The sequence below is a fragment of the Nitrosospira sp. Nsp18 genome, assembly GCF_900103145.1.
Lineage (GTDB): Bacteria > Pseudomonadota > Gammaproteobacteria > Burkholderiales > Nitrosomonadaceae > Nitrosospira.
In genome coordinates this window covers 137777-159336 of record NZ_FMWY01000002.1, presented here as the reverse complement: position 1 = coordinate 159336, position 21560 = coordinate 137777, and the positions used below count along the sequence as shown (strand labels likewise).

The following is a 21560-nucleotide window of genomic DNA, read 5'->3' as shown; positions in this document are numbered from 1 at the left end:
AACTATATCTTTTACGCGGACATATCCAGGTTTTTGCTCAGTGGACTTCCTTCTCTTTTTTTCTTCTTCCTGCTGAGCAGAGCAATATAATAGCCGGTTATCATTTATTGTAATGCAGGAGAATCTGGCATAGGTTTTCTTGTCAAATGTGAGTGCGCGACTTATTGTCGATTAAGGGGTGGCGATGGAGGTGAGATTGATGGACAGAATCAATCTTTAATCTTGAGAAATTCATCGAACTCTTTTGGTTTTCGTCTGCGATAAGGAGATTTCATTGATGAAGCAGAGTCTGAGCATAAAACGCCTGCCGCTGCTTTCAGCGGCCATGTGGCTGGCTTTAGCTGCTGTGGCGCCACCCGCGTTTTCTGATAATGCCGTCAAGCTGAGAATACTGGTAATCACGACAGGTGAGGTAGCCGAAGATCTGGGATTCGCCTATATAAAGCCTGTCCTTGATGAAATGGGAGTGCCATACGATGTGTTAAATGCCGAGAAACAGGATTTAACGGCGGCCATGCTTGCCTCATCTTCGGTCGGCGTCGGCTGCAAGGCTGAGGATGCGGGCTGTGTAGGAAACTATAACGGCGTTATCCTTTCCGACGCCGATTTGGTCCCCAACTTCACGCCATCAGAATGGGACATACTGCATAATTACCAGAAAAACTTTGGCGTACGCGAGGCGGTGCTGTCAGGATGGCCAGCCACTTATACGGATCCGCAACCTCCTCATGGGGTTTACCTGGATTATGGTCTTGTCTATTCGTCAAGCGGCAATGACTTCGATGCCAAGTGGACGGTGCCTGCCACCTATAGCAAGGAGGTTTTTGAGTACGTGAACCGGGCGAGTCCGTTTTCAATTACAGACTTTGCCTTCGCGGCCAACCCTCGAAATGATGCCAGCGGCCTGCGGGATAATTCTGTGCCGCACGTTGATCCCATTCTGCGAACCCGAAATGGCGAGGCGTTGATATCGATCGTGCAATACATGCTGCCTTCCCAGGCAACGCCTGTACGCGAGGTTATGATCTCGACTATCACGAACGCGTCGTTCCTGGTCCATTCTAATGTTTTGGCCTACGAGTTCATCAACTGGGTGACACAAGGCATATTCGTGGGTTCACGCTTTGTCTATATGGCTGCCCATATGGACGACTTGTTTCGCCGCAGTAAATTATGGGATCCCGCTCTCAAGAAAGAACATCCCGTCATGACCTTTCGTTTGAACGGCGCTGACATCAACAATACAGTGCGTAGACAGCAAGCGTTTCGTGCCGCACATCCACTAGCCGGTAATTTCAAGCTGGATTTTCCATTCAACGGTTCGGGCGCGGTTGTCGATCCAGAAGCGGCGCCGCTGGCCGCAAACCTGACGGAAGACCTAGTTGCGGCGGTGGTCGCCAACAAAGGTGATTTTCGTTTTATCAACCATACCTTCACTCATGCGGATTTGGATAAGGCGCCGATTCCAGCGGATGCTCCCTGTGATGAGGCTAGATTTACCAACGTCGCGGCCATCCGCGCGGAAATTACCAAGAACCAGGCGGTTTGGGCGCTTCTGGATCTTCCCGAAAGAAGTCAAAACAACCGAGTACTGATAAGCGGCGCCCACTCGGGCTTGAAAGACCGCAAATGCACGGAGGATCCTGCTTTGCACCCTGATATGTTTGACGTTCAAGCTGATGACATAGCATTTGATGCGGGTGGCGCCAATCCGTTATTCCTTGAAGCGGCCGCCAGCGTGGGCGTGGAGTATCTCGGCGCCGACGCATCGCAGCGGGCTGAGAACGTCGAACAATATATCGCTCAGTACGAAGATGGTAGCGGAACGGATCGACTGATGTTGCCACGCTGGCCAACCAATATTTTTTATAACGTGACGAATCCATCCCAGTTGGAAGATGAGTACAACTATATTTACAATGGGAGATTTGTTAATGCGGGACGAAATCCATGTGAAATACCCGAAGCTATCTGCTCTCCCCGGAATTATGCTGAAATCCTCATGGTGGAAGCAGATATGGCATTACGACATATGCTGACATTTAGCAGGTGGCCTCATTTTTTCCATCAGGCGAACTTGGCTAGATATGACGAAAGCGGTAATACGCTGGAATTTGACTGGCTCAATGCGGTTTTCGTGGAATATGAACAACTGTTTAATTTACCCGTCAGGAATTTACCATATTATCTGATCGGTGACGGTACCGCGGAAACTCTCAACGTCAAGTCTGCGATTATCCATGCGCAATGGAATCGCACGACCAATCAGATTATCTTGTCTGCAAACAAAGCGGTACCGAACCTTCATGTCACGGGACTCTCTGGCGGAGAGTTGTACGGAGGCCAATTTATCGGCGCTGTTAACGTGGGCACAAACTCTACGGCGCATATTGTCGACCGCGGGCTAACTCAATGAGTATGCACCGCTTCTCGGCTTTTCGCATCCTGCTGGTTATTGCGCTTTCCATTTTCATTGTCGCAGGAACCCCGGTGGCGGCACAGACGGCATCGAAAAAAACTGATAATGCAGCTCAGCAAGCCAGTGACGAGGCTAGAAAGAAGATACGAAAGGCGAATGACTTCAAGCTAAAGACAGGAGAACCGTTGTTTCCCAAGCAGGCAAAATCGCTGGCGAAGGGCTATAAAGAGACGGCAGAGATTGTCGCCCGACAAGGCGGCGACCCCAAGCCCATTCTTGACGCTGCAGCTTATTTCGAGGGCCAGTCCGAGCTTGTTTCAAGAGTCAATACGAGTGATAAACCTTCCGTTCAGTGAGCGTTCGGTGAGCTCCTGAACCCTCCCGTAAGAGCGGGATTTTTTGGATCAGCAAAGTCTGGAACTGTCAGGACAGCAACCGGCCACGCTACTGATCGGCTTAGGCTGATAGCGCCGCCTCATGGCGAGACTGCTCAAGCAGAGCCTTATTCTGAGTTATATAGAGAGTTGAGTCCGCGCTTCGTGGCTTTTTGTTTCTAGCACCTGGCAATCTCTTCCTGGCGCGTTTTGGTCCTTTAAGTGGGGTTTGGTTCGTATGAATCCGACGCATCGAGTGCCGGGCAATACGTTTACATGCACGCTCACATGCGTTTTTTTTCCGGCAAAGTAGGTCCTGCCTCAGTAGCAGGTAGCGCTGTTTTATCCACAAACTTGTGCTTTAGCGTGAGCTTCTGGCCGATTTGCAGCAGACGGCCTGTGCCACCGTTCCATGACATTATTTGCCCTACCGTGACGTCATGACGTTTGGCAATGCCCAAAAGTGAATCGCCTTTCCTGACGGCGTAGACGAAATTGTGTTCGAGCATTTTCGGCGTGGCGGGTTTGTTGCTCATAACAGAAATATCCATCCCTTCGGCACTTCCGTTACGGGGAACGAGCAAAGTTTGTCCTGCCATTATCGCGCCGCCCGTCTCAATATCGTTGATCTCCTTCAGTCGCCCGACGCTGATCCCATATCGAATCGAAATTTTTTCTATCGTCTCATCTTTTTTTGCCTCGTAGGCTTGCCACGATACCAAGGGTCTGTCATGAACTTTCAGATTTTCCATAAAGACCTCCACTTTTTCCGCTGGAAGAAGCAGCGTACGAGGCCCGTCAATATTAATGACCGGCCGATTATGGCCCGGATTAAGCGCTTTAAACTCATCCACAGAAATTTCAGCAAGCCTTGCCGCCAGTTTTACGTCCATATGGCGGGTCGCTTCGACCCGGCCGAAATAAGGCTCGTTGGGGACGGATTCAAGCTCAATCCCGAAGGCGGCCGGGTTCAAGATAATATTTCTGATTGCGATCAGCCTGGGAACATAGTTTCGGGTTTCAGGTGGCAGCGCGATATTACGGAAATCCTCCGGAAGCCCGCTGTTACGGTTTTTCATGAGCGAGCGTCCCACTGCACCTTCACCCCAATTATATGAAGCCAGCACCAGTTCCCAGTCACCAAACATGCGATGAAGGTTTTGTAAATAATCAAGTGCGGCGCCGGTGGCGGCGACTATGTCCCTGCGTTCGTCATACCACCAATTCTGCTTCAAGCCATAATTCTTACCTGTGGATGGGATGAACTGCCAGATGCCGGCGGCACTTCGATTGGAATATGCCTTTGGATTGAAAGCACTTTCGATGATAGGCAGCAGGGCGATCTCGGCAGGCATGCCGCGGCGCTCCACCTCTTCAACGATATGAAAGAGGTAGCGTTTACCGCGTTCGACGATGCGCTTGATATATTCGGGACGATCAACGTAAAAATCCTCGTTGCTGCGCACCTTTTCACTATCCAATTTAGCCATGGCGAAGCCATTACGAATGCGTTGCCATAGATCAACGGGGAGAGGAGGTGCTATCTTGCCGGCAGGGAGGCTCGTTTCGGCGGGGGGAATGACAGGATCGCTTTCCGCGATAGGAAGAATGGCGGATGTGTCGTGCGTATCGTCCTGCGCAAACTCAGCAATTGGCTGATCGGTATGCTCATCTGCGTTTGCTGCGAAACTTGCGGTTGTCAGCGTGAGGCTGATAATCAAAACTGAAGTGAGCCGTTGGACTTCCATGCTTATTATTATTAACCTTTTGTCGAGGTTTTATTGGTTTGTGGAGGTTTATTGGAAAAAATTCGTCGGGTAAGGCCTCTTTCTAAAATTTAATCAAGCTGCACAAAGATTATCTCGGGGCAGCAAATCGCCAAAAGCAACCTATCAAAAAGCAACAAGTGGGCAATAACGGCGGAGCCTGACCCCATGCATGACTGCTACCCGCAAAAAAGAAATTATCCTCGTGTTGCAGGCTGAGCCCCGAATGCCGCCAGCTCTACTGCCGGCAGCGGTTGCCAGCCCGGCCTCCGATGTTCCGCGATGACATTGGTAAAAATACCGCCGCGCACGTAAAATTTGGCAGTGAGGCGTAAATACCTTGGCTCCAGGACAGCAACGAGGTCATCGGCAATACGGTTGGTTACAGCCTCATGAAACGTTTTCTCGTTCCGATAAGACCAGATGTAGAGCTTGAGGCTTTTAAGCTCAACGCAGTTTACGTTCGGAATGTAATCCAGAATCAAGGTGGCAAAATCCGGTTGTCCGGTTTTTGGACAAAGGCAGGTAAACTCCGGAATCTCCATATGGATATGATAATCCCGCGCCGGCGCGGGGTTCGGGAAAACTTCCAAGTTGGTCGTGGGGTTGCTGGGCATTCTCTTATCTCTTTCAAATCGGTTAGAATTGTCTGCCCTGAGGTACGGTCGTTGCACAATAGCTCAGAATAACTTTAGGGCTTCTTTTCAAGGCTATCTTTTCGAGCCGCTCAATTATAACTGGTTGCGAACGACAAATTGCGTCTCTCCCGCATCAAACTAGCCGGGTTCAAATCCTTTGTCGACCCTACCGAGATTCCCCTTCCAGGGGATCTGGTCGGCGTTGTGGGTCCTAATGGCTGCGGAAAATCCAATGTGATCGACGCCGTGCGCTGGGTCCTGGGCGAATCGCGGGCGTCTGCGTTGCGCGGCGAGTCCATGCAGGACGTGATTTTTAACGGTTCCGCGAATCGCAAACCAGTGGGAAGAGCAAGCGTGGAGCTGATGTTTGATAACAATCTTGGCAAGGCGGCAGGTCAATGGTCGAGCTATGCGGAGATTTCCATCAAACGGATATTGCGTCGCGACGGTGAGTCAACCTATCACATCAATAATATCCATGTCCGCCGGCGGGATGTGGCGGATATCTTTCTTGGCACCGGGGTAGGCGGGCGTGGTTATGCCATTATCGAGCAGGGAATGATCTCTCGCATTATCGAGGCAAAGCCGGAGGAGTTGCGCGTACTTCTGGAGGAAGCAGCAGGCATCTCCAGATATCGTGAGCGGCGCCGGGAAACTGAATCGCGTCTCTCCGATACACGCGACAACCTTCTGCGGATAGGCGATATTTGCCAGGAACTGGGAAAGCAGTTAATACGCCTGGAACGACAGGCCGAGGTGGCCCGACGCTTCAATGACGTGAAAGACCAATTGCATAAAACGCAAAACCTTTTATGGTACGCCCGCAAACAGGAAGCCGCCACGCAACGTACCCTTGCGGAAAAAGAACTCCGATCGCTGCAGACCTCGCTGGAAATGGAAAGCGCGAACCTGCGCGACGCAGAAAAACGCCTGGAAGAGAAGCGCGCTCATCATTACGCCATGGGCGATCTCTTGCATGAGTTTCAGGGCGAGCTTTATGCAGCCAATGCGGCAGTAGCGCATATTGAACAGCAAATTCGACACGTGCGTGAAAACTATCATCGCATGGAGCAACAAATCAAGGCAGTGAAGAACCAGCTTGAGAGCCAAAAAAAACAAGCGGAGGACGCAGCAGAAAGTTTGAACCGTTGGCGCGAAGAATTTGAACGGGCTCGCCTGGCGCGCGAAGCCGGCAAACAGGAAGTCGCGGCAGAGAGCGAAAAATTGCCGGTAGCCGACTCCGCTTTTCGGTTATGCCAGGAGAAATTAACCGAAATACAGCGTGAGCTGTTGCTGGTTGAGCAGGCTGGTCAGTTGGAGGAAAGTAACCGGGTCCACGTGGCAAAAAACTTCCAGCAGCTTGAGCTGCGACGGGCACGGCTAACGGCTGAACGAGATTCCTTGCCGCAACCGGAAATCGAAGCGCTGTCCCGCTTGACTCGGCAAATAGAGGCCAGCGCTGCTGATCTGAAAAGTAAACAGGAAACGCTCGTGCAAACCGAACGCCTCCTGCTGAATGCCGAGGAAGTGAAACGCGAGTTTTCGCACAAAGTGCAAATGCTGGAACAGCAGATTGTCCGGATCGAAGCGCGGCTTGGCGCTTTGCAGCGCCTGCAGAAACGCCTCGAAGGCAGCGAGGGACTGAGCGCATGGATCGCAAGGCATCAGCTTGATGCACTGCCGCGTTTGTGGCAACACATCCAGATTGAGAAGGGGTGGGAAGATGCGCTTGAAGCGGTGCTGCGCGAGCGCCTGAACAGTGTGTCGCTTGGCCAATTGGAGCTGACGCGCGAGTGGGCGGAAGATCCTCCTCCAGGGAAATGGGCGGTGTTCGAGTTAGCGGCCCAGGCATTACAAGGAATACCGGGCGAACAACAGAAGAACTTGAGAGGAAGGGAGAGCTGGATACTGCTGCAGTCGTATCTGACTTGCGATCATGCAGAAACAAGACCTGTGCTGGACGAATGGCTGGACGGAATATTTGTGGCCGAGGATGTGCGGGCGGGTCTCTCGGCACGAACAAGCCTATCTTCCCGCGAAATGCTGGTGACCCGCGAGGGCCATATCATTACATGTCACAGTCTTTCCTATTATGCTCCCGATTCCCAGTTGCATGGCGTGCTGGCGCGGCAACGCGAGATAACCCAGATTGAAGTCGAAGCGGGTGCGCTGAGAGTAAGCCTGGCGGGGGAGAAAGCCGAGCTGGATATGGCGGTGGAAGCCTGCCATGAGCTCGAATCATCTGTATCTTGTCTTCGTGATGATATTGGGGGCCTACAGCAACTGCATCACGACGTACAAATGCAAGCATTGAAGCTCACGCAACTCGCTGACCGCACTAGCCAGCGGCACAAGCAGATTGACAGCGAACTGGCTGAAATAGGGCAGCAGGCAACGGCAGAGTCCTCCCGGAAGCAGGAGGCCGAAGAAAAATTGATGCAGTATCAGGTCCAGGTCGAAGCGCTGCAACAGCAGGTAAAAAAGGAAAAACAAGCGCGGGAAGCAGCGGAACAGTTTTTGGATGCACAGCGTCTGCGCGTGCGGATTGCCGAGAAGGAAATGCAGGAGGCTGCATTTCACGAAAAAACCTGCTTGAATAAAATCTCCGAAGTGGAGAATTCCATTCGATATATTGGCGAAAATGCTGTTGAGCTCGAGGCTCATCTGGAAAAATTGCAAGCCGGACAAAGTGATTTTGATGAAACGCAATTGAGCAGCCTGCTTCAGGAACGGCTGGCGTCGCGTGAACAGCGTGAGGAGAGATTGGCGGTTGCGCGCAACGCCCTTGAAGATGCGGCCAGCGAATTGCGAGAAATAGAGCAGGAGCGCATGACTGCCGAGCAAAAGTTGCACCCGCTGCGGGAGGGCATCAACCAGGCGCGCCTCAAGGAACAAGAGGCGCGAATTGCCGAGGATCAGTTTAGTGAGCAATTAAGGGAATCAGGTGGTTCGGAGCAGGAACTGGTCCACTCTCTCGGAAAAACAAGACCTTTCGCATTGCAGGCTGAGATAAACCGGATGAATGGAGAAATTGCTGCGTTGGGAGCAGTCAATCCGGGTGCGCTCGATGAGCTGGAATCTTGCCAGACGCGTAAAACTTATCTGGATTCACAATCGCAGGATCTGGAGGAGGCATCCGAGACCCTTAAAAATGCAATCCGGCAGATAGATCGTGAAACCCGCGAACGACTGCTGGAGACTATCGAAAAGGTCAACGGGCATCTGGAAGAGATGTTTCCCACCATGTTCGGTGGCGGGCAAGCGAAGCTGATATTGAGGGGTGAGGAAATTCTCGATGCAGGCATACAAATTTTCGCCCAACCGCCGGGTAAGAAGAACAGTTCTATCAACCTTTTGTCCGGCGGTGAAAAAGCGCTCACTGCGCTGGCGTTTGTGTTCTCGCTGTTTCAACTCAATCCTGCGCCGTTTTGCCTGTTGGATGAAGTGGATGCCCCTCTGGATGATAGCAACACCGAGCGGTTCTGCAATCTGGTGCGGAAAATGTCGCTTCGGACCCAGTTCGTGTTTATCAGTCACAATAAGATCACTATGGGAATCGCGCAGCAATTAATTGGCGTCACTATGCAGGAAAAAGGCGTTTCACGGGTGGTTGCGGTAGAAATCGAAGAGGCTGTAAGACTGAGCGGCGCTTCCACGGTGACTTGAACATATGATGAACATGAGCGAATTGCAAATCAGCTTGATAGCCATAGGACTCATTGTGGTTATGGGTGTTGTTTTTTTTAACTGGATGCAGCAACGCCGCTATCGGCGGGGTGCGGAAGAAGCATTCGGGCCAAAGCATGAGGATGTGCTGCTGAGAGAAGCCATGTCCAGTGAACAAAATGAAAGGATTGAACCGCAACTCGACAAGGGGTTCTCGCAAGAGCCCCGGATGGAGCCAGACGGGGAATCCACCGAAAAACCAGCCGAAGAAACTACCGAAGGACCAACCGAAGGACCAACCGAAGGACCAACCGAAGAACCAACCGAAGAACCTACCGAAAAACCTACCGAAAAACCAATCGAAGAACCGTGCGAAGAACCAGCAGAAGCTGCGGAAATTGCCAAGCCCAAGCTGGAGCCGCTCATCGGTTCGGCCAGGGCTATAACAGCGGTTGAGCGGGAGTCAGCGCCGCTTGAGGAGGACAATTCCCAGGAGAGTGTGGATTATATTATTGAAATCCGCAGCGAAAAACCGATCATGAATTCGAGCATGGCAGAGGTGTTACAGCGGAGATTCGATTTCAGCAAGCCGGTGCGATGGCTGGGGCAGAGGAGTTCAGAAGCATTTTGGGAAGAAATCACCACGGAGGCCAACGGCAAGGGTGGCTATACACATTTGCGCGGTTGCCTGCAACTCGCCGATCGAGCCGGTCCGATAAGCGAAGTAAGTTTGTCCGAATTTCGTGACATGGCGGAAAACTTCGCCACGCATGTGGCAGCAGCGGTAAATTGCCCCAACATACATAAGGCGTATGCGCGCGCGATATTGCTTGATGAATTCTGCACCCAAGTGGACGTCATGGTGGGCATCAACATTATCAGCAAGGATAACAGTGTGTTTACCGGCGCCAAAATTCGCGTCCTGGCAGAAACGTCGGGGTTCAAACTGGGAGCCGAAGGTCTGTTTCATTATCGTGACGAAAACAATGCGATCTTATTTTCCCTCGGAAACTATGAGCCTTCCCCTTTTCTCCCGGGTAGCGTACGCACGCTTACGACGCGTGGTATTACATTTCTTCTTGATATACCGGGCGTAGCAAACGGCGCAGCCGTTTTTGGGCAAATGATGCATCTTGCCGGTATCTTCACGGACAATCTGGGGGGAATCATGGTAGATGATAATCGCATACCCTTGAGTGACAGCGGCATCCGCAAAATCAAACAGCAATTAATTGCGATACAGTCCACCATGCTGTCGCGCAATATCCCTGCGGGTGGCGAAACTGCGCTGAGGCTATTTACGTGAGTGGACATTCGGATGAAGTCTCTCAAGTAGCGCGCCGTATACAGGAACTGCGCGGCACTATCGAACTGCATAATTACAACTACTACGCACGGGATACCCCGACAATTCCGGACGCGGAGTACGACAAGCTGTTCCGTGAATTACAGGAACTTGAGCAGCGCCATCCGCAACTCATTACACCTGATTCCCCTACTCAGCGCATAGGTGCTGCCGCGCTCACTGAATTTCCCCAGATTGTCCATCGCATCCCGATGCTCTCCCTTGGCAATGCATTTGAACCGGCGGAGGTGGAGGCATTTGACCGGCGCGTGCGCCAGACCTTAGGCGTGAGCATGGTGGAATATGCGGTGGAACCTAAATTCGACGGTTTGGCGGTAAGCCTGTGTTATGAAAATGGTATATTCAGGACCGGCGCCACCCGCGGCGATGGCTACGTTGGCGAAGATGTTACCCTGAATTTACGCACGGTCCAATCTATTCCCTTGACGCTTAAAACCGGCGCTTGTGGCGAAGAAACTCCTTCCTTTCTTGAGGTGCGCGGGGAGGTACTGATGTTGAAGGCTGATTTCGAGAAACTTAATCGGCAACAGCGTGCAAAAAATGAAAGGGAGTTCATCAATCCTCGCAATGCCGCGGCAGGTGCGCTACGCCAACTCGACCCCGCCATTACGGCAAACCGTGGACTGAAGTTCTTCGCCTATGGCGTCGGCGCTTGTGAAGGCGGAAGCGTGCCTCGGGATAAACATCATCATATAACGGACTACCTTGCGTCGCTGCGTTTTCCGGTCGCGCAAGAACGCAGTACCGTAACCGGTGTAGCGGCATTGCTGGAATATCACCGGGGAATATGCATAAAGCGTGAACATCTGCCCTACGATATCGATGGCACGGTATATAAGGTCAACGATCTTGCGCAGCAGGAGAAGCTTGGGTTTGTGTCACGCGCCCCCCGATTTGCCCTCGCTCATAAATTTCCAGCGCAGGAAGCGATAACGGAATTGCTGGGAATCAACGTACAAGTAGGTAGAACCGGTGCTATGACGCCGGTTGCGCGATTGAAGCCGGTGTTTGTGGGGGGCGCCACCGTTACTAATGCAACGCTGCACAACGAAGATGAAATCAGGCGTAAAGATGTCATGATCGGTGACAAAGTAACAGTGCGGCGGGCGGGCGATGTGATTCCCGAGGTAGTGGCAGTACAGAAGGAGAGCCGACCGCCGCATGCAAGGCCATTCGTCATGCCCGATCACTGCCCGGTATGTGGCTCGAAAGCGGTGCGCCTGCTTGGCGAGGCGCTAACACGTTGCACGGGCGGGCTGTTCTGTCCGGCACAACGAAAACAGTCGATTTTGCATTTTGCCTCACGCCGCGCTATGGATATCAACGGCCTGGGCGATAAGCTCGTGGAGCAACTGGTAGACAACGCCATTATTAGAACACCGGCAGATCTTTATAAACTGGGCATAACCGGACTTGCCGCGCTGGAGAGGATGGCGGACAAATCCGCAAGCAATGTCATAAAGGCCATCGAAAAAAGCAAAAATACCACGCTGGCCCGGTTTATTTATTCGTTGGGTATCCGTAATGTGGGCGAGACCACTGCCAAGGATCTGGCCCGGTACTTCGGTGGGCTGGATAGGCTGATTGCAGCGGATGCGGAAAGTTTGCGTCTGGTGCCGAATATTGGACCTGTAGTGGCTGAGAGCATTGCCGATTTTTTTGGAGAAAGGCACAATCTCGAAGTTATCGAACAATTGCGCGCCAGCGGAATACGATGGAAGGAAGACGAAGGCGCACAAGCAAAGGCGAGCTCCGATATCACCTCGGATATGGGCAAAGCCGGCGGCAAGATTTTTGTGCTGACGGGGAGCCTGCCAAATCTGACACGGGAGGACGCCAGGGAGAAAATAGAAGCCGTTGGGGGAAAAGTAACAGGCAGCGTTTCGGCAAAAACCGATTATGTAGTGGCTGGCGCGGACCCCGGCAGCAAGTATGACAAGGCCGTTGAATTGGGAATAACGGTCCTTGACGAGGCAGGACTGTTACAATTATTGCGAGGTTCGCAAGGTTGATTCAAGTTGATTTTTCCGAAATCCCAACACTAAGCGAGTGCGTTCATGGCCAAAATAACTAAAGCGGTTTTCCCCGTGGCGGGGATGGGCACCCGTTTCCTCCCTGCTACCAAGGCGAGCCCCAAGGAAATGATGCCCGTCGTGGATAAGCCTTTGATCCAGTACGCCGTTGAAGAGGCCGTGGCGGCGGGCATAACAGAAATGATCTTTATAACCGGGCGTCATAAGCGTGCTATAGAGGATCATTTCGATAAAGCTTACGAGATGGAAGCAGAGCTGGAAGCACGCGGTAAAACGGAAACGCTGGAAGTGCTGCGGAATATTCTGCCGAAAAACGTTTCCTGCATCTATATCCGTCAATCGGAAGCGCTCGGGTTAGGCCATGCAATCTTATGTGCTCGCCCCGCAGTGGGTAATGAACCATTCGCAGTACTGCTTGCGGACGACTTGCTGGCGGATGACGAACCGATCATGCAACAGTTGTGCCGTGTATATGAACAGAACGGTTGCTCGATATTAGCCGTACAAGAAGTCGAGCCGGAAGATACGGTGAATTACGGCATTGTGAAATGCGGGCCAGGGATGAACCGGCTGCACCCTATCACCGGTATTGTTGAAAAACCCGAGCCAGAGGATGCACCCTCAACGTTAGGCGTAGTGGGCCGTTATATTTTGACTCCCAAAATTTTTGAGCATCTGGAAAAAATCGATCCTGGCGCGGGCGGGGAAATTCAGCTCACGGACGGCATCGCCTCGCTATTATTGGAAGAGCGCGCGTTGGCGTATGAATTCTCGGGTACCCGTTACGATTGTGGAAGCAAGATAGGTTATCTCAAGGCTACTATCGCGCTGGCGCTTGAGCATCCGGAAGTGCGCCAGGAATTTTCCGATTATCTAGATGCCCGATGCCGCGACATTCCTTTGGTTTGACGATTTTTTCTTTTTACGATTTTAGCTGATACCCATACTGATCCGATGCTTTCTTGTGAAGAAGCGAAGAAGATCTTGGGTGCAGCGGAGCAGATATTTTCTGCTGACGTGGTATCCCAGACGGTCAAACAAATGGCAGTCGAGATTACTGGGGCACTATCGCATCGGTATCCGCTGGTGTTGAGCATAATGGGCGGGGCCGTGGTGTTTACCGGTCAATTGCTACCGTTGCTGGAATTTCCGCTCAATTTCGATTATCTTCACGTCAGCCGCTACGATAATGAAATTCGGGGTGGTAAAATCAATTGGAAGGTATCACCCCCCGAAAACGTGCGGGACAGGGTAGTGTTAGTGCTGGATGACGTCCTTGATGAGGGGGTTACGCTTGCGGCGATCCGCGAACGGGTCATGGGTCAGGGCGCAGCGGCCTTCTACAGCGCCGTTTTTGCTGAGAAAGTCATAGGCAAGCCCAAGCCCATCAGCGCGGATTTTGTGGGTGTCCTGCTGCCGGATCGTTTTGTGTTTGGCTTCGGAATGGATATCTATGGCGCGTGGCGGAATCTCCCCGCGATTTACGCCTTGAAGGCGTAGGAGAAACCGGAAAATATGAAATCTGCAAAGTCGCTAACGTCGCCAACGCGCGACAAGAACGAAAAGAACGAAAGTTGCGGGGTGAGCGCCGACGAGCCATGTTTTTTCTAGAAGCGGTCAAGCCCGAGCACTCTTCAATATTTCTGGATTTCTAAGACATGCTTGCAATCATCGGTGGCACCGGCATGGCCCAGCTTGCCTGTCTTGAAATATCGCATCGGCGCATCATGACGACACCTTACGGCGAACCGTCGAGCCCCCTGACTTTCGGGAGGATTAATGGCAACGAGGTCGTATTCCTGGCGCGCCATGGCTATGGGCATACGATTCCGCCTCATGAGGTAAATTATCGTGCCAACCTCTGGGCGCTGCAATCACTGGATCTGACCCGGGTGATAGCTGTTGCTTCGGTAGGCGGTATCCGCTCGGATTTAACACCCGGCGTGGTTGCAATTCCCGATCAGATTATCGATTATACGCATGGTCGCAAGTATACTTATCACGACAACGCAGCCAAGTCCGTAGTTCACATCGATTTCACCGAGCCCTATTGCAAATTGACTCGTGGACGCTTGCTGGAGGCAGCGGGATGTGCCGGTGAGGACGTAATCGATGGTGGCGTCTATGGCGCAACTCAAGGGCCCCGGCTGGAAACCGCCGCCGAAATCAATCGCATGGAACGGGACGGGGTAGATATGGTAGGTATGACCGGTATGCCCGAAGCGGCGCTCGCTAAAGAATTGGGCCTCTGTTATGCGGCGATAGCGGTAGTGGCCAATCATGCCGCGGGACGTAAAACGAGCGTACATGCAATTCGCCTGGAAGATGCTCATGCTGTTCTGGAGAAAGCGATGGTCGGTGTCAGGAATATTCTCGAGCACGCGGTGGAGCTCGATGTCGATTAAACCCGTCTTGAGAATGGGCGATCCCGGATTGCTCGAAGTGGCCCGCAAAGTGGAGGCGTTCGGTACCCCCGAGCTCGAGGCCCTGATTCGAGATATGCATGACACCATGGAAGCGCTCAACGGCGCGGGACTGGCTGCACCTCAAATTGGAGTCGGGCTACAAGTAGTAATCTTCGGGGTGAAGCGCAATCCGCGCTATCCCGATGCGGAGGAGGTGCCCTATACCGTATTGGTGAATCCGGAGTTAACACCGCTGGCAAAAACCATGGAACAGGGTTGGGAGGGCTGCCTCAGTGTTCCAGGCATGCGCGGCATGGTTCCACGCTTTACCAAGGTGCGCTATCAGGGCCTGGATCAGCATGGTAAATTCATAGATCGGAGTGTCGAGGGGTTCCACGCCCGTGTCGTACAACATGAGTGCGACCATTTGGAGGGCATTCTCTACCCCATGCGTATTACTGATTTTCGTACATTTGGTTTTACCGATGTTCTGTTTCCAGACGAGGCGCCAATGGACGAGTAAGCTGAGCTATCCGTCCCCCTCTTTACTCATCAGTCCGCCAATTTATAGAACGCCGGGCTGTAGCAATAACGTACATCGATGCATATTATTGCTGCAGCACTTTTTCTTTTCAAATCTCATCCATTCTTAAATCGGAGCAGGCCAGTTGTTGTGCCAGCAGTTGCGCAAGATGGCGTGCACTCCGTTTTCCGCTTTCAACGATGATATGCGCTGTCTCCCGGTAAAGCGGGTCCCGTTGCGCATAAAGCTCGGTCAGTTTCGTGCGAGGATCCTGAGTCTGGAGCAATGGACGATTCTTATCATGTCGCGTTCGTCGCCACAAATCATCAATTGTGGCTCTCAAGTAGATCACGGTGCCGCTACGCTTCAGCATCTCGCGATTTTCCGCGCTTAACACTGCGCCGCCGCCTGTGGCAAGCACAATATTTCCGGTTTTCACCAGTTCGGAGAGCATTTCGGTTTCCCGCTTGCGGAAACCAGCCTCTCCCTCAATTTCAAAAATAAGAGGTATGCTAACGCCAGTTCGCTTCTGGATTTCCCGATCCGAGTCGTGAAACTTTTTTTCCAGAAAATTCGCCAGAAGCCTGCCGACCGTCGTTTTTCCCGCTCCCATCATTCCGACCAGAAAAATATTTCCCCTTGTCTCGTCCAGGACGGGCTCGCCTACCCTATTATCTAGCGTCACTATTGCTTTAATTGCATACATTCACGAATTGTAGCCGAAATGCCCTGATCCACGTTAACTACAATATGTTCAGGTTTTGACCGCCAAGGACTAAAACAATCCCCGCCAAGTCGGATCGAGTATGAATGTATTTTGATGGCAATGGCTCGGCTTACCGATCGCTCGCAAGTCGAAGGGCGGTGTAAGCAAGATAACTAGATAACTTTCAGCAGAACGAGCAGAACGAGCAGAAGAGCAGAAGAGCAGAACGAGGAGGCGAAAGCCGCAGCCTACGACCCACAACCAGGTGTCCGGGTAAGTTTAAGTGGGGTATATCACTTCAACCTGATGCGAGGCGCCTTAGAGAACTCATCCTGATTCAGCCTTCCATCCCGGTCAATGTCCAGACCTTCAAAAGTCCGAGCTGACATCTTCTGTGCCGCTGCTTCTTCAGTGCTGATATAACCATCCTCATCGGTGTCGTATAATTCCCACGGGGGCGCCACTGCCTCTGGCGTATTCCGGTTTCCCTCGGGAGGCGCCTCTGCATAGGCCGGCCCTGCGGCGCTGGCAATCAGTATTGCAAACCACTGCAGTTTGAAGACCTGGCATGTTGAAAAATATCTCACGGGACCGCCTTTATGATAGTAGCTGGCGCTGAGCAGAAGAAATCCAGCTAGAGCAGCAATGCAGATCAACATCGCTCAGTTCATCAAGAAGTAAACTATTATTAAAACAAATGCGGGTACGCCCAGAATCCAGGCGAGAATATATTTACCCATGATAACTCTCCTCAAAAAAAGCAGAAGCAGCTTGTTTCGGCCATGCCATAGTCACATACGCATTTTTTCGTTGCCGAATCATGCGCGGTGGTTACGCGAGCGTAGCGAACTTATTACCGAGGGTAGGACCTGACGCATAATGAGTGTTCTTGCGCTGCTGCCCAGCATTCCTGCCGTGAGCGCTACGCCGCCTTTCACCGCTTTGTTCAGTCGTCCGCGTGAAACCAACGACAGTGCAACAAGCGCGCCGGAGACGTAATACGGATGTCGCGTTAGGAATTTGAACGTATGGCTACGCGGGAACGCATGCGTATCATGGACTTGTTCGTCTTCATGCTCATGGACAAACCTGGATCGATAATTTCTACGACTGGCATCCATCCGCTCCAGTAGCGCCTTTTGTTCATCTTCGAGAGCGGTGCTCATACCACATCCTTCATTAGCTTTATATCCTGCTGCAATTCATCACGCACGACATCGAAGGCCGAAACAGAAACTGTCGGTTTTGGTGCTGCGGCGTAAACCAGAAAAGCTATCAAAGTATAAATGCCGGCAACACCCCATGCGGAGAGTATGCGATAAGGGGTGTCCCAGCAGGTAATGATGACGGCCAACCCCAGGAAGATCAGACTCAAGGCAGAAAAAAGCGCTGCCATTAGATAGCTGACCACTTGCTTCTTCCAATTTTGAACCTGAATCTCCGCTGATAACTTCACCAACTCGAGATAGTCGTCGACGCGCTCTAACGCAAGTGTTCCGAGTTGTTTGGCTTTTTTGATGGACTCAAACATGGCGATTATCTCGACTGGGGTGCTGGAGCCGGATGGACAATTAACGGCGCGTCATCAGCAAGCCGATCAGCAAGCCGATGCCGGCGGCGTAACCTACCGATTGCAGGGGATGCTCCTTTATACACTCCTTGGAACATTCAACACCATAGTCGAACTGTTCGCGGGCATCGTGGGCCAGGTCCGTCGCCGCTTCACGCGTGGAGGCAACCTTTGCCATCAGTTTTTCCTTGGCTTCCTCGAGGTCAACATCCGATAAGCTGGGTATTCGCGAAATCAGGTCGTCAAGATCGGCTCTGAGATTGGCGAGTTCTTCACTCGCGACGTCACCCACCTGCTTACCTGCGGATTTGGCCGCATTTCCGACCCGCTGAGCTGCGGTGCCGGCCCGGTCCGCCATGTTTTCTGCCGCGGCTTTTGCGTCATCAATCTTATCCGAAGTATTCTGTTCCATAATGGCTCCTTCAATTGTTAGTCAGAAGATATACGCAGTACTCGATTGTGAGCGCCTCGTCATGAGTGATCAGTTTCTCACAATTGTTGACGTGGCTATGTACGTTGACACACATACTACTAAATCCGTCCGTTGACCGCTCACTCCACCCCGTCCTGCTGGATTGAGGATAATCGAATCGTTATCAACGGAATCCTGCTATTTCTCTTCCGAGGCCTAAACATATAGGCCCTTCCGCGCACGAAACGTAACGCACGCCAGAGTTATATATCGCATTTCGCGGGTTCAAATTGAGTGAATCCCGGCAAAAATGATATAATTTCGCGCTAATCTGGCTTTGCGGTTAATTGGTCCCCAAGTTCCAGGATGAATTTTTCGTAAGCCAGCTTAAATTCGCATATCCGTCTGTTTCAAATAGGGTGCTCTTCAGGAGAGCGACTATGGCGGATAGAGGCTCAACCCCACAGGAGAAATTCATGTCAGTAACCATGCGACAAATGCTCGAGGCGGGTGTCCATTTCGGGCATCAGACCCGTTTCTGGAATCCCAAGATGGCACAGTACATTTTCGGCCATCGCAACAAGATACACATCATCAATCTCGAAAAAACCCTGACGATGTACCAGGATGCGATGAACTATGTGCGCCAGTTATCGGCCAACAAGGGCAATATTCTGTTTGTCGGCACCAAACGCCAGGCGCGCGATATTGTGCGTGAGGAAGCCCTCCGCTGCGGTGCTCCCTATGTCGATCAGCGCTGGCTCGGCGGGATGCTCACCAACTTCAAGACGATAAAGCTATCGGTCAAGCGTTTACATGATATGGAGGCGATGGCTGAGGATGGCACTCTCGACAAGCTTTCCAAGAAAGAAGCGCTGGATATCCAGCGCGATCTGGAAAAGCTCGATCGCAGCCTAGGCGGTATCAAGAACATGAAAGGCTTGCCCGATGCCATGTTTGTGATCGATGTCGGTTACCAGAAAGGAGCGATTACCGAGGCCAAGAAGCTCGGCATACCGATAGTCGGCGTGGTGGACACCAACCACAGCCCTGAGGGGTTGAACTATGTTATCCCTGGTAATGACGATTCCAGCCAGGCGATACGCCTTTATGCACGTGGTGTCGCCGATGCGATTCTGGAAGGGCGCAATCAGGCCATGCAGGAGATCGTTAAAAATGAGCTGGCAGAGGCGGATGAGGCAATAGCCGCGGAATAACAGGGGCTGCTGTTAGCTGGCCAGATGGGTTTTCCTCTGCGCAGGCAACGCTGGCGATATGATCAACGCCCGGCTACTTTAACAAATTATATCTGGAGTGAATATGGCGGACATCACCGCAAAAAGGGTGAAGGAATTGCGCGACATGACCGGTCTAGGCATGATGGAATGCAAGAAAGCGTTGACTGAAGCCGGCGGGGACATTAAAGCGGCGGAGGATCTGCTACGCATCAAGAGTGGCGCCAAGGCGAGCAAGGCCGCCGCGCGTGTTGCGGCGGAAGGAATGGTGGCGGCGTATATTACGCCAGATGGCAAGAGCGGCGCCTTGGTGGAAGTCAATTGCGAAACCGATTTTGTCGCCCGAAATGAAGACTTTATCGGTTTTGTCCGCGATCTTGCGCAGTTGGCAGCGACGAAAAATTTAGCCGATACCGAAGCATTGGCGAGCGCTGCGCTGCCGGGCGGGGAAAACGTGGATGAGTTCCGGGAAGCCTTGATAATGAAATTAGGCGAAAACATCAGCCTGCGCCGTTTCGCGCGACATGTAACGCAGGGGCATCTTGCTTCATACTTGCACGGTGCAAAAATTGGCGTAATGGTTGATTATACGGGGGGTGACCAGGCGCTAGGCAAGGATTTGGCGATGCACATCGCGGCCAGCAAACCGATATGCGTGTCAAGCGAGCAGGTGTCACCCGAGTTGCTGGCGCGCGAAAGGCAAATCTATACGGCACAGGCGGAGGAAAGCGGTAAGCCTGCCGATATCGTCACAAAGATGGTTGATGGGCGTGTTGTCAAATACCTTGCTGAAGTTACTCTTCTAGGCCAGCCATTCGTCAAGAATCCCGATCAGACCGTGGAGAAACTACTTACCGCAAAGTCTGCGAAGGTTAATGGCTTTACCCTGTTTATCGTGGGTGAGGGTATCGAAAAGAAAACTGGCGATTTTGCCGCCGAAGTGATGGCGCAAGTAAACCAGGCCAAAGAAGACAACACATCGCAGTCAAATCAGCCAAATTAATTATTCATTATTCATGACGATCGCCTCCTACAAGCGTATTCTGCTGAAGCTCTCCGGTGAAGCTCTTATGGGCGATGATAGCTATGGCATCAATCGGGCGGTAATTGAACGAATCGTAGCCGAGATCACCGACGTAATTCAGTTGGGCGTCCAGGTGGCCGTGGTAATTGGCGGTGGCAATATCTTTCGAGGAATAACGTCCGCTGAAGATGGGATGGATCGCGCCACCGCGGATTACATGGGGATGCTGGCTACGGTCATGAATGCCCTGGCGCTGCAGGATGCCATGCGCCGCGGCGGTTTAGTAAGTCGGGTACAGTCCGCGTTGCGAATTGATCAAGTCGTGGAGCCTTATATCCGTGGGAAGGCCATACGTTATCTGGAGACCGGGAAGGTGGTGATTTTTGCCGCCGGTACAGGCAATCCTTTTTTCACGACCGATACTGCTGCCGCGCTACGCGGGATGGAAATGAACGTCGATATTGTACTCAAGGGCACCAAGGTGGATGGCGTTTATACCACTGATCCCAAGACGAATGCCGACGCCATCCGCTATCAAAAGCTATCGTTTGATGTGGCCATTGCCAAGAATCTCAAGGTGATGGATGCGACGGCATTGACCTTATGCCGCGATCAGAAGTTGCCACTCAATGTATTCAGCATATTCAAGCCGGGTGCGCTGAAACGGGTGGTGATGGGGGAAGATGAGGGAACGTTGGTGCAGGCTTGAAATGGTCTACATTTTTACTGCTTAACACCATTGTAATCATCCGTAAAATAGGGACTGTCAACGATCAGTGCAAAATTCCGTTATTCCGTAAACGACAATCATGATCGCCGAGATAAAAAAATCCGCTGAACAAAAAATGCAGAAGAGTCTGGATGCGCTGAAACTGGACCTGGGCAAGATACGGACCGGGCGGGCTCACACGGGTCTGCTGGATCATGTTACGGTCGACTATTATGGCGCACCGACGCTCATCAATCAGGTCGCGAACGTCAACCTGGCGGATGCGCGCACCATCACCGTCGCGCCATGGGAAAAGAAAATGCTGGGTGCGATTGAAAAAGCGATTCGAAGCTCCGATCTGGGGCTAAATCCTGTCACTGTAGGCGAGTTGATCCGCGTACCCATGCCCGCGCTCACTGAAGAACGTCGTCGTGATCTCACCAAAGTGGTTAAGCATGAGGGTGAAACCGCGCGGGTGGCGGTGCGAAATATCCGCCGTGACGCAAATACGCACCTGAAGGATCTGCTGAAGGAAAAAGAAATAGCTGAGGATGATGAACGCCGCGGACAGGATGAGATTCAGAAAATCACCGACCGTTATATCGCGGAAATAGACAAACTTCTGCAGATCAAGGAAGCCGAACTGATGGCGATCTGAGGTTAAGCAGCCTGCACAAGGTATTGCGGAGGTAAGCGTCCGCTTTTGCGAACGGT

The 21560-nt window shown here is 52.1% G+C and carries 20 protein-coding genes; 13 read left to right on the top strand and 7 right to left on the bottom strand.

Annotated features, from left to right (window positions below):
• Positions 1-277: 277 nt before the first annotated feature.
• Positions 278-2416 (top strand): Agd3-related carbohydrate deacetylase, encoded by a 2139-nt coding sequence (locus BLS94_RS01715; protein ID WP_090957490.1) that lies wholly within the window; start codon positions 278-280, stop codon positions 2414-2416.
• Positions 2413-2775, top strand: a complete 363-nt coding sequence (locus BLS94_RS01710; RefSeq protein WP_143021632.1) for a hypothetical protein — start codon at positions 2413-2415, stop codon at positions 2773-2775. The genes BLS94_RS01715 and BLS94_RS01710 overlap by 4 nt, the downstream gene beginning before the upstream one ends.
• 302 nt (positions 2776-3077) lie before the next feature.
• Here the strand turns inward: BLS94_RS01710 and BLS94_RS01705 are convergent, their stop codons facing one another.
• Positions 3078-4541, bottom strand: coding sequence for a transglycosylase SLT domain-containing protein (locus BLS94_RS01705; RefSeq protein ID WP_090957488.1), 1464 nt, complete (start codon positions 4539-4541; stop codon positions 3078-3080).
• A gap of 215 nt (positions 4542-4756) precedes the next feature.
• Complete coding sequence (gene queF, locus BLS94_RS01700) at positions 4757-5176, bottom strand: preQ(1) synthase (protein WP_072766447.1); 420 nt, start codon at positions 5174-5176, stop codon at positions 4757-4759.
• 138 nt (positions 5177-5314) lie between these two features.
• On the opposite strand from queF, the gene smc reads away from it, so the two are divergent.
• From smc to def, 7 genes are all read left to right on the top strand, one after another.
• A complete protein-coding gene (gene smc / locus BLS94_RS01695; RefSeq protein WP_090957487.1) occupies positions 5315-8863 on the top strand; it encodes a chromosome segregation protein SMC in 3549 nt (1182 codons plus the stop codon).
• Between the two features lie 13 nt (positions 8864-8876).
• The gene (locus tag BLS94_RS01690; protein ID WP_256325233.1) at positions 8877-10169 is read left to right on the top strand and encodes a cell division protein ZipA C-terminal FtsZ-binding domain-containing protein; all 1293 of its coding nucleotides are present in this window, start codon (positions 8877-8879) and stop codon (positions 10167-10169) included.
• Positions 10166-12241: an NAD-dependent DNA ligase LigA gene (ligA, locus tag BLS94_RS01685; protein WP_090957485.1), complete on the top strand. Its 2076-nt coding sequence runs from the start codon at positions 10166-10168 to the stop codon at positions 12239-12241. Before BLS94_RS01690 ends, ligA begins: the two co-directional genes overlap by 4 nt.
• Positions 12242-12286: 45 nt before the next feature.
• Positions 12287-13171 (top strand): UTP--glucose-1-phosphate uridylyltransferase GalU, encoded by an 885-nt coding sequence (gene galU, locus BLS94_RS01680; protein ID WP_072766443.1) that lies wholly within the window; start codon positions 12287-12289, stop codon positions 13169-13171.
• Positions 13172-13216: 45 nt separating this feature from the next.
• Complete coding sequence (locus tag BLS94_RS01675; protein ID WP_090957484.1) at positions 13217-13762, top strand: hypoxanthine-guanine phosphoribosyltransferase; 546 nt, start codon at positions 13217-13219, stop codon at positions 13760-13762.
• 158 nt (positions 13763-13920) lie between these two features.
• Positions 13921-14667, top strand: coding sequence for an S-methyl-5'-thioinosine phosphorylase (locus BLS94_RS01670; RefSeq protein ID WP_072766441.1), 747 nt, complete (start codon positions 13921-13923; stop codon positions 14665-14667).
• The gene (gene def / locus BLS94_RS01665) at positions 14657-15190 is read left to right on the top strand and encodes a peptide deformylase (RefSeq protein WP_090957483.1); all 534 of its coding nucleotides are present in this window, start codon (positions 14657-14659) and stop codon (positions 15188-15190) included. Before BLS94_RS01670 ends, def begins: the two co-directional genes overlap by 11 nt.
• 109 nt (positions 15191-15299) lie before the next feature.
• Here def and BLS94_RS01660 read toward each other — a convergent pair whose 3' ends face one another.
• The 5 genes from BLS94_RS01660 to BLS94_RS01640 all read right to left on the bottom strand — a co-directional run bounded on the left by BLS94_RS01660 (position 15300) and on the right by BLS94_RS01640 (position 17878).
• On the bottom strand, positions 15300-15806 hold the full coding sequence (locus BLS94_RS01660) for a shikimate kinase (protein WP_256325237.1): 507 nt from the start codon (positions 15804-15806) through the stop codon (positions 15300-15302).
• 383 nt (positions 15807-16189) lie between these two features.
• Entirely contained in the window at positions 16190-16483 is a 294-nt protein-coding gene (locus BLS94_RS01655; RefSeq protein WP_176767762.1) for an EF-hand domain-containing protein, read from the bottom strand.
• Positions 16484-16714: 231 nt separating this feature from the next.
• Positions 16715-17062: a hypothetical protein gene (locus tag BLS94_RS01650; RefSeq protein ID WP_090957481.1), complete on the bottom strand. Its 348-nt coding sequence runs from the start codon at positions 17060-17062 to the stop codon at positions 16715-16717.
• The gene (locus BLS94_RS01645) at positions 17059-17427 is read right to left on the bottom strand and encodes a phage holin family protein (protein WP_090957480.1); all 369 of its coding nucleotides are present in this window, start codon (positions 17425-17427) and stop codon (positions 17059-17061) included. Before BLS94_RS01645 ends, BLS94_RS01650 begins: the two co-directional genes overlap by 4 nt.
• Positions 17428-17467: 40 nt before the next feature.
• On the bottom strand, positions 17468-17878 hold the full coding sequence (locus BLS94_RS01640; protein ID WP_072766436.1) for an ElaB/YgaM/YqjD family protein: 411 nt from the start codon (positions 17876-17878) through the stop codon (positions 17468-17470).
• A gap of 476 nt (positions 17879-18354) precedes the next feature.
• On the opposite strand from BLS94_RS01640, the gene rpsB reads away from it, so the two are divergent.
• The 4 genes from rpsB (at position 18355) to frr (ending at position 21504) form a co-directional block, all read left to right on the top strand.
• Positions 18355-19095 (top strand): 30S ribosomal protein S2, encoded by a 741-nt coding sequence (rpsB, locus tag BLS94_RS01635; protein ID WP_072766435.1) that lies wholly within the window; start codon positions 18355-18357, stop codon positions 19093-19095.
• 103 nt (positions 19096-19198) lie between these two features.
• Positions 19199-20116, top strand: coding sequence for a translation elongation factor Ts (gene tsf, locus BLS94_RS01630; protein WP_090957479.1), 918 nt, complete (start codon positions 19199-19201; stop codon positions 20114-20116).
• Between the two features lie 13 nt (positions 20117-20129).
• Entirely contained in the window at positions 20130-20846 is a 717-nt protein-coding gene (gene pyrH / locus BLS94_RS01625) for a UMP kinase (RefSeq protein ID WP_072766433.1), read from the top strand.
• A gap of 100 nt (positions 20847-20946) precedes the next feature.
• Complete coding sequence (gene frr, locus BLS94_RS01620; RefSeq protein ID WP_072766432.1) at positions 20947-21504, top strand: ribosome recycling factor; 558 nt, start codon at positions 20947-20949, stop codon at positions 21502-21504.
• The last annotated feature ends 56 nt before the right edge of the window (positions 21505-21560 follow it).

Excerpts from the sequence above, each read along its gene's own strand:
- BLS94_RS01715 (WP_090957490.1), top strand. The coding sequence starts at position 278 with ATGAAGCAGAGTCTGAGCATAAAACGCCTGCCGCTGCTTTCAGCGGCC.
- BLS94_RS01710 (WP_143021632.1), top strand. The coding sequence starts at position 2,413 with ATGAGTATGCACCGCTTCTCGGCTTTTCGCATCCTGCTGGTTATTGCG.
- BLS94_RS01705 (WP_090957488.1), bottom strand. The coding sequence starts at position 4,541 with ATGGAAGTCCAACGGCTCACTTCAGTTTTGATTATCAGCCTCACGCTG.
- queF (WP_072766447.1), bottom strand. The coding sequence starts at position 5,176 with ATGCCCAGCAACCCCACGACCAACTTGGAAGTTTTCCCGAACCCCGCG.
- BLS94_RS01690 (WP_256325233.1), top strand. The coding sequence starts at position 8,877 with ATGAGCGAATTGCAAATCAGCTTGATAGCCATAGGACTCATTGTGGTT.
- galU (WP_072766443.1), top strand. The coding sequence starts at position 12,287 with ATGGCCAAAATAACTAAAGCGGTTTTCCCCGTGGCGGGGATGGGCACC.
- BLS94_RS01675 (WP_090957484.1), top strand. The coding sequence starts at position 13,217 with ATGCTTTCTTGTGAAGAAGCGAAGAAGATCTTGGGTGCAGCGGAGCAG.
- BLS94_RS01670 (WP_072766441.1), top strand. The coding sequence starts at position 13,921 with ATGCTTGCAATCATCGGTGGCACCGGCATGGCCCAGCTTGCCTGTCTT.
- def (WP_090957483.1), top strand. The coding sequence starts at position 14,657 with ATGTCGATTAAACCCGTCTTGAGAATGGGCGATCCCGGATTGCTCGAA.
- BLS94_RS01660 (WP_256325237.1), bottom strand. The coding sequence starts at position 15,806 with ATGATGGGAGCGGGAAAAACGACGGTCGGCAGGCTTCTGGCGAATTTT.
- BLS94_RS01650 (WP_090957481.1), bottom strand. The coding sequence starts at position 17,062 with ATGAGCACCGCTCTCGAAGATGAACAAAAGGCGCTACTGGAGCGGATG.
- BLS94_RS01645 (WP_090957480.1), bottom strand. The coding sequence starts at position 17,427 with ATGTTTGAGTCCATCAAAAAAGCCAAACAACTCGGAACACTTGCGTTA.
- BLS94_RS01640 (WP_072766436.1), bottom strand. The coding sequence starts at position 17,878 with ATGGAACAGAATACTTCGGATAAGATTGATGACGCAAAAGCCGCGGCA.
- rpsB (WP_072766435.1), top strand. The coding sequence starts at position 18,355 with ATGTCAGTAACCATGCGACAAATGCTCGAGGCGGGTGTCCATTTCGGG.
- tsf (WP_090957479.1), top strand. The coding sequence starts at position 19,199 with ATGGCGGACATCACCGCAAAAAGGGTGAAGGAATTGCGCGACATGACC.
- pyrH (WP_072766433.1), top strand. The coding sequence starts at position 20,130 with ATGACGATCGCCTCCTACAAGCGTATTCTGCTGAAGCTCTCCGGTGAA.
- frr (WP_072766432.1), top strand. The coding sequence starts at position 20,947 with ATGATCGCCGAGATAAAAAAATCCGCTGAACAAAAAATGCAGAAGAGT.